12 protein-coding genes are annotated in these 13,293 nt (G+C 65.2%); 4 read left to right on the forward strand and 8 right to left on the reverse strand.

Annotated elements, in window-relative coordinates; all coding sequences use genetic code 11:
* The first annotated feature begins 90 nt into the window (after window positions 1-90).
* From AC0L2L_RS24445 to AC0L2L_RS24455, 3 genes are all read left to right on the forward strand, one after another.
* Window positions 91-972 carry a LysR family transcriptional regulator gene (locus AC0L2L_RS24445; RefSeq protein ID WP_473581857.1) on the forward strand — a complete coding sequence of 294 codons (882 nt, stop codon included), beginning with the start codon at window positions 91-93 and terminating at the stop codon, window positions 970-972.
* A 219-nt stretch (window positions 973-1,191) separates the two neighbouring features.
* Window positions 1,192-1,632, forward strand: a complete 441-nt coding sequence (locus AC0L2L_RS24450) for a hypothetical protein (RefSeq protein WP_473581859.1) — start codon at window positions 1,192-1,194, stop codon at window positions 1,630-1,632.
* Window positions 1,629-3,794: a phospholipase D-like domain-containing protein gene (locus tag AC0L2L_RS24455; protein WP_473581860.1), complete on the forward strand. Its 2,166-nt coding sequence runs from the start codon at window positions 1,629-1,631 to the stop codon at window positions 3,792-3,794. Before AC0L2L_RS24450 ends, AC0L2L_RS24455 begins: the two co-directional genes overlap by 4 nt.
* Before the next feature lie 124 nt (window positions 3,795-3,918).
* On the opposite strand, the gene AC0L2L_RS24460 is transcribed toward AC0L2L_RS24455, so the two are convergent.
* From AC0L2L_RS24460 to rsfS, 8 genes are all read right to left on the reverse strand, one after another.
* On the reverse strand, window positions 3,919-5,214 hold the full coding sequence (locus tag AC0L2L_RS24460) for a D-amino acid dehydrogenase (RefSeq protein WP_473581862.1): 1,296 nt from the start codon (window positions 5,212-5,214) through the stop codon (window positions 3,919-3,921).
* A 52-nt stretch (window positions 5,215-5,266) separates the two neighbouring features.
* Entirely contained in the window at window positions 5,267-6,418 is a 1,152-nt protein-coding gene (gene alr, locus AC0L2L_RS24465; RefSeq protein WP_473581864.1) for an alanine racemase, read from the reverse strand.
* Between the two features lie 74 nt (window positions 6,419-6,492).
* Window positions 6,493-7,008 carry an RNA pyrophosphohydrolase gene (locus tag AC0L2L_RS24470; RefSeq protein WP_473581866.1) on the reverse strand — a complete coding sequence of 172 codons (516 nt, stop codon included), beginning with the start codon at window positions 7,006-7,008 and terminating at the stop codon, window positions 6,493-6,495.
* A gap of 52 nt (window positions 7,009-7,060) precedes the next feature.
* Complete coding sequence (locus AC0L2L_RS24475; protein ID WP_473581867.1) at window positions 7,061-8,248, reverse strand: divergent polysaccharide deacetylase family protein; 1,188 nt, start codon at window positions 8,246-8,248, stop codon at window positions 7,061-7,063.
* 198 nt (window positions 8,249-8,446) lie between these two features.
* Complete coding sequence (locus tag AC0L2L_RS24480) at window positions 8,447-9,778, reverse strand: S41 family peptidase (protein WP_027166785.1); 1,332 nt, start codon at window positions 9,776-9,778, stop codon at window positions 8,447-8,449.
* Window position 9,779: 1 nt separating this feature from the next.
* Entirely contained in the window at window positions 9,780-11,114 is a 1,335-nt protein-coding gene (locus AC0L2L_RS24485; protein ID WP_473581870.1) for a murein hydrolase activator EnvC family protein, read from the reverse strand.
* Window positions 11,115-11,259: 145 nt separating this feature from the next.
* Complete coding sequence (gene rlmH / locus AC0L2L_RS24490) at window positions 11,260-11,742, reverse strand: 23S rRNA (pseudouridine(1915)-N(3))-methyltransferase RlmH (RefSeq protein ID WP_473581872.1); 483 nt, start codon at window positions 11,740-11,742, stop codon at window positions 11,260-11,262.
* Window positions 11,743-11,804: 62 nt separating this feature from the next.
* Window positions 11,805-12,182, reverse strand: a complete 378-nt coding sequence (gene rsfS / locus AC0L2L_RS24495; RefSeq protein ID WP_027166788.1) for a ribosome silencing factor — start codon at window positions 12,180-12,182, stop codon at window positions 11,805-11,807.
* Between the two features lie 252 nt (window positions 12,183-12,434).
* Between rsfS and AC0L2L_RS24500 the strand changes: the two genes are divergently transcribed.
* The gene (locus AC0L2L_RS24500; protein ID WP_473581874.1) at window positions 12,435-13,286 is read left to right on the forward strand and encodes a mechanosensitive ion channel family protein; all 852 of its coding nucleotides are present in this window, start codon (window positions 12,435-12,437) and stop codon (window positions 13,284-13,286) included.
* The last annotated feature ends 7 nt before the right edge of the window (window positions 13,287-13,293 follow it).

A 13,293-nucleotide genomic window follows, 5' to 3' on the forward strand; every position in this document is an offset into this window, starting at 1 on the left:
TAATCTCCCCCCTAGAGGGGGAGATGTCCGGCAGGACAGAGGGGGGCGCGAAGGAACGCGACGTTGACAATCACAATCCGGACCATCCCCATGAACTGGGATGACGTCCGTATCTTTCTCGCCGTGGCGCGCGCCGGGCAGATCCTCGGCGCGGCGAAGCGCCTGGAGCTCAACCACGCCACCGTCTCGCGCCGCATCGCCGCGCTCGAGGAGGCATTGCGCACAAAACTCTTCCGCCGCCTGACCACCGGCAGCGAATTGACGCCGGCCGGCGAGCGCTTCCTCGACATCGCCGAGCGCATGGAAGGCGACATGATCGCCGCGCGCTCGACCATTGCCGGCGAGGGCGACGATGTTTCCGGCACCGTGCGCATCGGCGCGCCCGACGGATTCGGCGTCGCTTTCCTGGCAAAGCGTTTGGGCGAGCTGACCGCCCTTCACCGCGAGCTCACCATCCAGCTGGTGCCGGTGCCGCGTTCATTCTCCCTGTCACGGCGCGAGGCCGACATTGCGATCACCGTCGAGCGGCCGACCGAAGGGCGGCTAGTGGCTGGCAAGCTGGTCGACTACACGCTCGGCCTGTTCGCGTCCCTCGCCTATGCCGAGGCCAACGGCCTGCCCAAAGCGCCGGCCGAGCTCGGCCGGCACACGCTGATCGGCTATGTGCCGGACCTCATCGTCAGCCCCTCGCTCGACTATGCCGCCGAGTTCAGCGCTGACTGGCGCACCAGCTTCGCCATCTCCTCGGCGCTCGGCCAGGCCGAAGCGGTGCGCTCCGGCGCCGGCATCGGCATCCTGCATACGTTCGTCGCCCGCTCGATGCCGGAGCTGGTGCCCGTCGACATCGTCGCGCCCATCCGCCGCGCCTACTGGCTGGTCTATCATGAATCGGTGCGGCCGCTGCGCCGCGTCCAGCTCGTCGCCAACTTCATCACCAGGGCGGTGGAGCGGGAGCGCAGCCTTTTCGTCTAGTCGGGGTCGAGCACGAACGAAGCGCCGATCACATACGCGGTCGCCATCGCCAAAGGAAACAGGCGCATCCCATAGTCTCCTCGCTGCGGCCGATCCTATCACGGGCAGTTGGTCGTTGCCGCCTTGCCTGCGCCACAAATTCAGCGAGTGTGGCAGAACGCGCTTCGCCATGCCTTGGCCGGAGCGTGAGGGGCCAATCTTCGGAACGCCGGCGGGGAAATGCGAGCCGTTCTTGCCATTCTGCCGCTGCTTTTTCTGTCGGACTGCGCCAATCCCTGGACGAAGGCCCCGGAAGCGGAGTTGCCGAAGCCGATCCGCTATGCCATGTCGCGGCCCTCGCCTTTCGTCATCGGCAATTATTGCGGCCCGGGCACGCGCACCGGCGATCTCTCGGCAAGGCCGGTCGACCGTCTCGATGCCGCCTGCCGGACCAATGACGCCTGCTACATTGCCCGGCACGATCATTGCGACTGCGACGGCGCGCTCGTCGCCTCCGCGAGGAAGATCCGCGACGACCGGACGGCGCCGCGCAAAATGCGCAGCGAGGCTGAATTGCTGATCGCCACCTTCGCGTTTCCCGTCTGCAGGATCTTTCCGCAGGGCTTCATGCCGCCGCGCGACCCCGCCCAACTCAGGGCCATCAACGGGGCGGCCGGATGAGCGTCGGGTCTGTCGCCACCAAGGCGTTGCTTGGTCTGGCGCTGGCAGCACTTGCCAGTTGCGCCGGCATGCCCGGACATTCGGCCTGCGCCCTCTTTCCGGGCGACGACGCCTGCAGCCGCCTGCCCGTCTCGGCCGATAGCAGCGGTGCTGAGATCGCCACGGCGCACTACTTCGCCAGCGACGGCCACAGCGCCTACGAAAAACAATTCAAGGCGCTGCTCGCCCAAAGCCGGCTCGATGCGCTCGACCGCGCCAATGGAACCGGTCGTTTCGGCCGCGACTGGCGCGATGTCCAGAACAGCGGCTTCCACGCCACCTACCAGGCGCTGCAACGGTTGGCCAAACCGCTCGACGACACCGAGCTGGCGCCTACGCGCGACAAGCCGGGCGAAGACCATTTCACCGGACCTTGGCGCATGTCGCGGCAGACCCTCTATCTCGATGCCGCCGCGCGACCCTCGGCGCCCAAGACCTTCAGCTTCTCCGGCCTGCAGGCGCGCTCGGTCGAGATCGTGCTGCGTCAGGCGGGCCGGCAGCCTGTCGATGTCAGCGGCACCTGCGACGGCCCGCTCGCGATCCGCGCATCGGGCCGATCCACCACCGTCGCCAGGGCTTCGCCATTCCATCTGAGCCTGCCGGTCACGGAGACCTCCGTCAGCCTGTTTCCGGATCAGGCGCTCAGCCGCTGCTACCTGCGCGTCGCCTCGACGCTCGCGCCGACCCGCGCGTCGCTGACCTTGCTGCGCGAGGAGACTGCCGATCCATGGATCACAGCGCTCGACAGCCGCTATGACCGCTGCCCGGTGCCTGATCCGGCGGGGCTGGAGGAACTCGACCGCGTCTTTTACGCCGGCCGCTGGCTGTCGCAGACCTGCGCGCTGCCGCTCGGGTCGCCGATCCTGCTGCGCAAGTCGCGCGACGGCTTCAACGCCAAGGTCGAGGCCCTGCTCGGCAGGACGCTGCCGGACAGCGCCTTCGACAAGGCCGATCCCGAACTGCCGCTCGATTTCTCCAACGCCCCGAGACTCCGGCTGATCTACCTGTCGTCGCTGGAGTTCAAGGCGGATTTCTCAGGCCGCATCATGGAGCGGCTGATCCGCCATCACGCGGCGCAGGGCACCAAGGTGCGCATCCTGGTGACCGACGTGCTGGAACGGGACAAGGACGACGCCATGCTGCACCGTCTGGCATCGGAATTCCCCAATGTCGAGCTGCAGGAATATCGCTGGCAGGCCGATCACGGCGCGCCATTCGACGAGCAGATCTCACAGCTGCACAAGACCCATCACATCAAGATGCTGGCGACGTTGGCCGAGGAGCCCGGACGCTCGCGCGTCATCATCGGCGGCCGCAACATCCATGACGGTTTCCTGTTCCACAAGCCGGTTGACTTGACCCACTATCCGGACCTGGAGCAATACGGCAAGACCGACGGCTTCTCGCTGAACTACTATTCCAACTGGAGCGACTTCGACATCGAGATCGCCGACCGGGCGACCGTCGAGACATTGGCCGCGCATCTGTCGACCATCTGGCTGCGCGATGCCGACACCAACCTGTCGCGGCCGTTTTCGATTCCCGCGCGGCCAGGCGGCCGGCCCCTGCAGGGCGTGGCGCGGCATTTCATTTCCGTGCCTTATGAGGACGGCCATGCCCTGGAGGCCTATTTCGTCGAACTGATCGACACCGCCAAGCACCGCATCCAGATCGTCAACCCCTACCTTAACCTGACGCCCGATATCGCCCGGGCCTTCGACCGGGCGCTGGCCAGGGGCGTGAAGATCGACGTCGTCGGCCGCATCGACCTCAAGGGCGATATTGGCGGCCGGTTCCTCACCGCGCTCAACAAGCTGTTCGTCGAGAAATACGGCGACCGCATCGACATCCGCGAGTTCAAGGCGCCTGACGTCGTGCTGCATTCCAAGATCATGATGATCGACGAAAGGCTTGTCGCCATATCCTCGGTCAACCTCAACAACCGCAGCTTCTTCCATGACTCGGAAAACGGCATGGTCGTGCTCGACCCGGCTTTCTATCGCCGCATGGAGCCGGTCTATGACGATTACCTCGCCCATTCGCGCCCCGTCGCCGCCAATGTCACGATCGGCTGGGCCTACCGGCTGCTGTTCAGCGACAGCTGGGTCAGGGAGGCGTTTTAAAAGCCGCCGCTCTCAGCATCTTAAAGCGTGTCGCGCTGAAAAGGATTCAGGCGACACGCTTTAAGTCTTTGTTTTTATGCATGTCGTTGTCCCAGAACCGCTGCACACTTCTGGGCGACATGCATTAAACGGGCTTCAGGTAGCGTTCCGGGCTGAGGTCGCGCGCGTTGATCTCGGGCACCCGGTTCGACATGATATCGGCGAGCACCTTGGCCGAGCCGCAGGCCATGGTCCAGCCGAGCGTGCCGTGGCCGGTGTTGAGATAGAGGTTGGCAACCTCGCTTTGCCCGATCAAGGGCGGTCCGTCCGGCGTCATCGGCCGCAAGCCGCACCAGAAGCTTGCCGCCTTGAGGTCGCCGCCGCCGGGGAAGAGATCGCCGACCGAATGTTCGAGGGTGCGGCGCCGCGATTCATGCAGGCGAAGATCGTAGCCTGAAATCTCCGCGGTGCCGCCGACACGGATGCGGTCGCCGAGCCGGGTGATCGCCACCTTGTAGGTCTCGTCCATGACCGTCGACACCGGCGCCGCGTCGGCATTGCTGATCGGCACCGTGATCGAATATCCCTTCACCGGATAGACCGGAATTGGCCGCCCCAACTCGCGCATGAATTGCGGCGAATAGCTGCCCATCGCCATCACGAAGGCGTCCGCGGATTTCCACCCGTGATCCGTCAGCACATTGGTGAGGCGATTGCGGTTCCTGACGATGCGCCGGATGGTCGAGCCGTATTCGAAGGTCACGCCGCGTGCCACGCAGAGTTCGGCGAGCTTGTCGGTGAACATCTTGCAATCGCCGGTCTCGTCGCCGGGAAGCCTGAGGCCGCCGACGAATTTTTCACGCACCGCCGCAAGGGCCGGCTCGGCCGCGATACAGCCGTCGCGGTCGAGGATCTCGTAAGGCACGCCGTATTTCTTCAACACCTCGACGTCGCCGCCGGTGCCGTCGAGCTGCTTCTGCTTGCGGAAAAGCTGCAGCGTGCCTTTGGTTCGTTCGTCGTAGGTGATGCCGGTAGCCTCGCGTAGCGCCTTCAGCGTGTCGCGGCTGTATTCGGCAAGCGGCACCATGCGCGACTTGTTGAGCGCGTAGCGCTCGGCCGTGCAGTTGCGCAGCATCTTGAGCAGCCACGTCCACATATTCGGATCGAAGGCCGGCCGCACGACGAGCGGGCCGTATTTCATCAACAGCCATTTGACGGCTTTGACCGGGATGCCGGGCCCGGCCCATGGCGAGGCGTAGCCCGGCGACACTTCGCCGGCATTGGCGAAGCTGGTTTCGAGCGCCGGCCCCGGCTGGCGATCGTAGACGGTCACTTCATGACCGGCCTCGGCGAGGAAGTAGGCGGTGGTGACCCCGATCACGCCGCCGCCCAGCACGATGACTTTCATTCTATGCTCCCTCAAACGCCGATCATGCCGCACCAGGCATGGGCATTCCCCTGTCTGCCGGATTTTGCAGCACCCGCCAAGTGCATCATCCGCCGACGTGGCGGCGGTGAAAGCGCGCACCCAGGCTGGTCAATATTTCATAGCCAATGGTGCCGGCGTGGCCGGCCGCGTCATCGACGCTTTGCGACGGACCGATGAGCTCGACGAGGTCGCCCTCGCTGAGCCTGCCGGCCGGGAGCGCCGAGATGTCGAGGATGATCGAGTCCATCGACACGCGCCCGATGAAGGGCAACCGTACACCTTCGAACCAGGCGGCCGAGGCCGCGCGCCGGTGCCAGCCGTCGCCATAGCCCAGCGAAATGGTCGCGAGATCGAGCGGCCCGTCCGCATGGTGGGCGTGGCCATAGCCGATGCCGGCGCCGGGGCCGACCCGCCGCGTCTGCGCCACCTTGGCTTGCAGCCTTATCACCGGCAGCATCGGGTTGGGTTCGTGGGGGGTCGGATTGACGCCGTAGAGCGCTGCTCCGGGGCGGGCAAGGTCGTAGTGATAGGCCGGTCCGAGAAAGATGCCGGACGAATTGGCTAAAGAGGCGGGCGCCGCGGGCAGCATCCCGCGCAGTCGGTCGAATTCGCGCCGCTGCTTTTCGTTCGCCGCCTGCTGCGGCTCGTCGGCACGGGCGAGGTGGCTCATCACGAAACGGATGTCGATGCCGTCGAAAGCGCCGGCCTCGCCCGCGACCGCCTCGACTTCCGCCGGTGCCATGCCAAGCCTGGCCATGCCGCTGTCGACCTGGATGGCGGCGAGCAGACTCCGCCCCATGCCTCGCGCCGTCTCGCGCCAGGCCTTCAACTGAATGGCGCTGTTGATGACCGGGCAAAGACCAGCCGCCACGGCTTCCGGCTCCGAGCCCGGAGGCAGTCCGTTCAGCACGAAAATGTCGAACCCGGGGCCGACCGCCTCGCGCAGCGCGATGCCCTCGCCAAGCAGCGCGACAAAGAAGATATCGCAGCCCTCTTTCGCCAGCGCCGCCGCCACCTGGGCGGCGCCGAGCCCATAGCCGTCTGCCTTGAGCACGCCGGCGCAGCGCACGCCCGCCAGCCGCGCCTTCAGCCGGCGGTAGTTTTCCCGGATGGCGCCGAGGTCGATCGTCAGGATCGCGCCGGCGGCCGCCTCGCTCACAGGCGAGCTGCTATCCACATCATTTGCCGGAAACCCGCGTCCGGTGTCGTCGTCCATGGCGACCCCCGCTCATTGCATCGGCAATCAATACGGCCATGGGACGGCCGCGACAACCGGGACGGATGGCGCCACTAGCGAGCCAGGTGCTGGAATGCCGCGACAACCTGCTCGTAGACCTTGCGCTTGAACGGCACGATCAGTTCAGGCAGCTCCCGCATCGGCCGCCATGCCCATTCATCGAACTCGGCCGTGTGGCCGCCGGGCGGCGGGTTGATCTCGATCTCACCTTCATCGCCCTCGAAGCGGTAGGCGAACCATTTCTGCGTCTGTCCGCGATAGCGGCCCTTGAAGGCGACGCCGACCAGATGCGGCGGCAGATCGTAGTTGATCCAGTGCGGCGCTTCGGCAAGCAGCGTCACGCTACGCATGCCGGTTTCCTCGTAGAGTTCGCGGCCGGCGGCCGCGACCGGCTCTTCGCCCTTGTCGATGCCGCCCTGCGGCATCTGCCAAAGCTGCGTCGTGCCCGCGAATTCGCTGTCCGGTTCGGCGATGCGGTGCCCGACCCAGACCAGGCCTGCCTTGTTGAGGATCATCAGCCCGACGCAGGGACGGTAAGGCAGCGTTTCAGGATCGATCTTTTTAGCCATAAATGAAGGTGTCCAGCCGCTTAGGGAATTCGCTCCGGCGAGGCGGGTAGCGTTAGCCTTTTTGCGGATCTATGGCCACCGCCGAGATCGGCACGATCTCGATGCCGCGCTTCTTCGCTTCGGCAATCCAGGACGTCACCGTGTCGACGGTGATGTCGAAGGCCGAGCCGATGCCGACCGCGCTGCCCTTGGCCCGCGCCGTCGCTTCGAGGCTGTCCAGCTTCTTGAGGATTTCGCCGCGGTCCTGCACGGCATCGATCGCCATGTCGCCGGCAGCGAACGGCACGCCATCCTTCAGCGCGAGATCGGGGGCGACGCTGCGCGCCGAAGAACCGTCGTCGATATAGGCGAGCCCCCGCTTGCCGAGCTCGGCCATGAACGGCTCCATCGCCGAGGCGTCGGCCGAGAAACGCGCGCCCATATAGTTCATGACCCCGGTATAGTTGGTGGTCCGCGAGAGCGCCCAGTGCAGGTTCTTCAGGTTCTCGTCCGGGCTGGCCGAGACCGTCAGCGTGTTGCGGCCGGGATTGACGTTCGGATAGTCGAACGGCTCGAGCGGCACCTGCATGACGACCTCGTGCCCGCTCTGCCTTGCAGCCTGCATCCAGCGGCCGATGCTGTTGCCTTGCGGCGCGAACGCCAGCGTCACTTCGGCCGGCAGCTTGGCGATGGCGGCTTGCGTACCGGTTTGCGAGACGGCGAGCCCGCCGATGACGATCGCCACGCGCGCGCCGCGCGCGCCGGACCACGGCCGCGCATAGACGTCGAACGGCCGCCTGCCGTCGGCTGAGCGCATCGGCAGCGGACCGGTGTCGCTGGCCTCGATCAGCGCCCTGTCCGGAATATGCGCAACCTTGAGGTTCTGGCCGAGCGTCGATGGATCGCGGATGACGATCGCAGCTTTCGGCGGGCCGTCACCCCCTTCGGTCTGGACGTGGATGATCTGCGGGCCGCCGCTCTTCATCGGCGTTGCGGCCGGTGGTGCGGCCGCCACCGGCGCCGGAGCGGGAGCAGACGCGGGTGTGGCAGGCGCGGCAGCGATCTTTGGCGTCGACACCGCCACTTCTTCCGGCTTGCGGAACGGCTTTTCACGAAAGGCGATCGCGCCGGAAACGCCGATCACGGCAAGCACGGCGACCACTGCGGCAAGCGCACCGCCACTGACGCCACGCCGAGCAGGCCGCTTGGGCTGGAGCTTCTGTCCCAGCGGACGTTCGATGTCCTTGCCGATGTCAGCCAACTTATGTTCCCAGCACGCCGCCTAAGCGAATGTCACGTCTTACGTGAATCCTGCGCAAACTTCGCAATCGTCGGCGCTATACCCCAGACGCGTGGCGCCCCAGCCTCGGTCCCGAATCAAACTGCCGGAACCTCGCGGTCCCGGCAGCATTGCATTGCTTCGTCCGGTCGGCCAGAGCTTCGCTCCAGCCAGGCCGCATTACTGGTTCATTACGGCCTTGTCCGGGTTCGGCGGGAACGACGGGTCGGTTTTTTGGCCGCGCAGCAGCTGCTCGGCATAGATCAGCTGCAGGTCGTCCTTCGGCTCCGGCGGCACATAGGCGGCCGAGCCCGAACCATTGGCGCCCTCGTCGGCGCCCTTGATGTGGCCCTTGAGGTCGGATTCACCGCGGGTCAGGTCGCGGCCCTGCAGATCCGGCGGCAGCGGCTGGTCGACCTTGATGTCGGGCGTGATGCCCTTGCCCTGGATCGACTTGCCCGACGGCGTGTAATAGAGCGCCGTCGTCAGCCTCAGCGCGCCATTCTCGCCTAGCGGGATGATGGTCTGCACCGAGCCCTTGCCGAAGGACTGCGTGCCGACCACGGTGACGCGGCGCAGGTCCTGCAGCGCGCCGGCGACGATTTCCGAGGCGCTCGCCGAACCACCGTTGACCAGCACGATCATCGGCTTGCCGTTGATGTCGTCGATCTGCTTCGGCTTGGCGTCGAAGCGGGTGACGTCCTTCGGGTCGCGGCCGCGGGTCGAAACGATCTCGCCCCGCTTGAGGAAGGCGTCCGACACGCTCACCGCCTGATCGAGCAGGCCGCCCGGATTGAGGCGCAGATCGAGCACATAGCCCTTCAGCTTGTCGTTCGGCACCTGCTTCTTGATGTTCTCGATGGCGCTCTCGAGATCGTCATAGGTCTTTTCGGTGAACGAGGTGATCTTCATATAGCCGATGTCGTTCTCGACCCGGTACTTCACCGCCTTGACCTTGATGATGTCGCGCACCACCGACAGCTCGATCGGCTTGTCGGCGCCCTGGCGCAGGATGGTCAGCTTGATCGGCGTGTTGACCGGCCCGCGCATCTTCTCGACGGCGTCGTTGAGCGTGAGGCCGCGAACCTCCTCGCCGTCGATCTTGGCGATATAGTCGCCGGCAAGCACGCCCGCCTTGGCGGCCGGCGTGTCGTCGATCGGCGTGATCACCTTGACGAGGTCGTTCTCCATGGTGACCTCGATGCCGAGGCCGCCGAACTCGCCCTTGGTCTGCACGCGCATGTCCTGCGCCTGCTCGGCGTTCATGTAGGAGGAGTGCGGATCAAGCGAGGCCAGCATGCCGTTGATGGCGTTCTCGACCAGCGACTTGTCGTCCGGCGGCGTCACATAGTTCGCGCGCACGCGCTCGAAGATGTCGCCGAAGATCGCCAGCTGCTTGTAGGTTTCCGAACCCGCAGCATTCGCCGCCGAACCCGGTGCGCCGTAGACCAGGCTCATTGCCGATGCGCCCATCAGCGCGCCGGCAAACAGAAGCGACAGTTTCCGCATCATTTCACGTCCTTCCAGAAAATCGGTCCGCCCACCATGGGGCCGGATCGACGGGTTTTCCATCCTTTCGGAACTCGACATAGAGTTCCGACGTCGAATTTTCATTCCGCGAGGCCGAGGTGCTTGCCACCCGGGCCTCTCCCATCGCGCCGATCGGCTCTCCTGCGAGCACCGACTGTCCGGTCGCGACGCTGATTCTGCTCATCCCCGCGAGAACGACATGATACCCGTCGCCCGCATTGAGGATCAAGAGCTGACCATACGAGCGAAACGGCCCCGCATAAAGCACGTTTCCATCCGCCGGTGCGGTGACGATGGCTCCCGATTGTGTCGCAACCATGTCGCCCTGCATCGCCGCGCCATTGCCGTCGTCGGTACCGAAACGCCGTTTTATCTTGCCGATGACCGGTAGGGCGATCTGGCCTTGCAATGCCGAAAATGGGGCTGACCCCGTGAGGCGATTGGCCTCAGGCACCGGCAATGCGGCAAGTTCCGTCGTCGAGGCCGTCGTGTCGCCATCGCTCGATTTCTGGTCGCCCGCCTTGACCTGGTCCTGCGCCTTGCGCGCCTTGTCGGCTTCGAGCGAGGCGATCAGGTCCTTGAGGCTGCTGGCCTTCGCCGCTAGCTGCTGCGAGCGCTGCTGCTCGGCCGCGATCGCCGTTTGGGTATCGGCCTGCAGCTTTTTCTTGGCCTCGAGCAGCATGGTGAGCCGCTTCTTCTCCGCCGTTTGGTCGGTGACGGCGGCGGTAAGCCTGGCCCGCTCGGCCTCGATCGAGGCCGTCACCCGGGTCTGCTCCTTGAGATCGGCCATCAGCCTGTCGGTCTGCTGGCGCAGTTCCGGCACCACGGCTCCCAGCAGGATGGCGCTGCGCACCGACGACAGCGCATCTTCCGGCTTGACCAGGATCGCGGGCGGCGGATTGAGCCCCATGCGCTGCAGCGCGCCGAGCACCTCGGCCAGCACGTCACGCCGCGCCATGAGCGACGCGCGCAGCTTCTTTTCCTCGGTCTTCAGCCCTTCGAGCTTGGCGCCGATGTCTTCGATGTCCTGGCCGAGCTTCTGTTCCGTCATCGCCGACTGGATGAGCGCGGCGGTGATCGAGGCATAATCCTTGCGGACCGAAGCGATGTCGGCGGCAAGCTTGGCCAGCCGCTCCGACGACAGGGTGATTTCCTTGGAAACCTGCTGGTATTCGGCCCGGCTCTGGTCTGGATCGGGGGTCGCATCGAGCGTGTTTTCGGCCGCCCGGGCCGGACCGAGCGCGACCAGAGCGGCGACGAGGGTCAAACCGCAGCGGCTGCGCCAGGCTCGCATTCTCGAATTCCAGCCTTCAGACATCAGGCCTAGACTCTATCCGCCGCATCGTTAACGAACCATCAACCATATTGGGAAGCGCCGCTATAACCGGTTGCCGCGCGATTGAGGCGGAATTCCCGGCGCAAGCCGGCAATCCCTAGCTTTTCGGATGACGACGAGCCGTCATTCACGACCGATGGTAGGGATGGCCGGACAGGATCGTGGCGATCCGGTAGAGCTGCTCGCCCAGCATGACGCGCGCCAGCTGGTGCGGCCAGGTCAGCGCGCCGAACGACAGCACCAGCTCCGCTTGCTCGCGCAGGGGTTTGTCATGGCCGTCGGCGCCGCCGATGGCGACGACCAGCGCCTTGCGGCCGCTGTCGCGCAACTGGCCAATGCGGGCGGCCAGATCCTCCGAGGTGAGCGACTTGCCGCGTTCGTCGAGCAGGATGAGAACGGTGCCCGGCTGCAACTGGGCTTGCAGCTTCTGGGCTTCCTCGCGGCGACGCTCATCGGCGCTCTGCCCGCGGCTCTCGGGGATTTCGACAATGCCGGCGAACTCCAGCCCGACCGCCGGCCCGCTTTTGGCGAAGCGCTCGAAATAGCGGTCGGCGAGTTCTCTCTCGGGGCCGGTCTTCATCCGGCCCACGGCATGAACGGTGATCTTCATCCTCGCCCCGGCGAGCTTGTCCTAACGCATACCGTGACGGTTCACGGCATACGGATCAAGGCTCAGTGCAAGGTCTCTTCCTCGAGATCCGGCGCCTGCCACATCTTTTCGAGATTGTAGAATTCGCGGACTTCGGGGCGGAAGACATGGACGATGATGTCGCCGGAATCGATCAGGACCCAGTCGGCGCCTGCCAGCCCCTCGACGCGCGCAGTGCCGAGGCCGGCATCCTTCAGCGCCTTGAGGAGATGATCGGCGACAGCCGAGACATGACGGTGCGATCGGCCCGAGGCGATGACCATATAGTCGCCTAGGCTCGATTTTCCCTGGATGTCGATTGAGACGATGTTTTCGGCCTTGGAGTCTTCCAGACTGGCAAGGACTGTGTCGATGGCGAGAGACGCGGCAACGTTTCCGCTGATCCCTGCCGGCGAAGGCATGACGTCAGCCTTCTTCCGCAGTGCTGTTCTCAGTGTGTTTCCTTTCCAAACAAGAACAACCAAATCACCAGGCAAATCAGGTGACACCACTTAGATAGGCAGAGTTCCATTGCAGTTTCAAGACGAGGGCCCAAAGACCGGTTGCGGAATGGTCGCCCGGATGGCTCTGCGGTAAGCCGGAAACAGGCTGGAAAAGATGGGAACTGATGCTCGCGGCATGGGTTATCGGCTCACCGGACAAAGGGGACAACCATGCCAACCGACCCGCAAAGCGCCCTCATCACCATCCAGGCCGGGCTCGCGCAGCTCAGCACCTTGATCGTTTCCTATTCCTTCTCGGCCATCGGCGCCATCATCCTCCTGGTTGTCGGCTATTTCGTCGCCGGTGTCGCCGAGCGCTCGATCTCCGCCGGTCTCGGCCATATCCACGGCTTCGACGCGACCTTGCGTCACTTCTTCTCCAAGATCGTCCGCTACGCAATCCTGATCCTGGTCACCATCATGGTGCTCGGCCAGTTCGGGGTGCAGACCGCCTCCATCATCGCGGCAATAGGCGCCATTGGCCTGGCCATCGGGCTGGCGCTGCAGGGTACGCTGCAGAACATCGCCGCCGGCATCATGCTTCTGGCGCTCAGGCCCTTCCGCATCGGCGAACATGTCGAGGTCGGCTCGATCGCCGGCACGATCGAGGAGATCGGCCTGTTCGCGACCAAGCTGCGCACTGTCGAAGGCGTCTACATCCTGGCGCCCAATTCGACACTGTGGAACCAGCCGGTGCGCAACTTCACCCGCAACGGCGTGCGCCGCACCGACGTCACCTTGAGCATCGGCTCCTGGAACGATATCGACCGCGCGCAAAAGACGCTGCTGGTCATCGCCGGCGCCGAAAAGCGCATCCGGCGCGAACCGGCGCCGATCGCCTTCGTGGCCAATCTCGGCGACACGACCGTTTCGCTTACCTTGCGCTACTGGACCTCCGCCTCCGACTACTTCTCCACCCAGACCGACATGACCAAGCGCGCTAAGCAGGCTTTTGACAGCGAGGGCATCTCGATCCCGCTGCCGCCGCCCGAAGCGCCAGCGCCAGAGGCGCGCAAGCAGTAGCGGGCCC

Source organism: Mesorhizobium sp. WSM4832 (assembly GCF_055811115.1).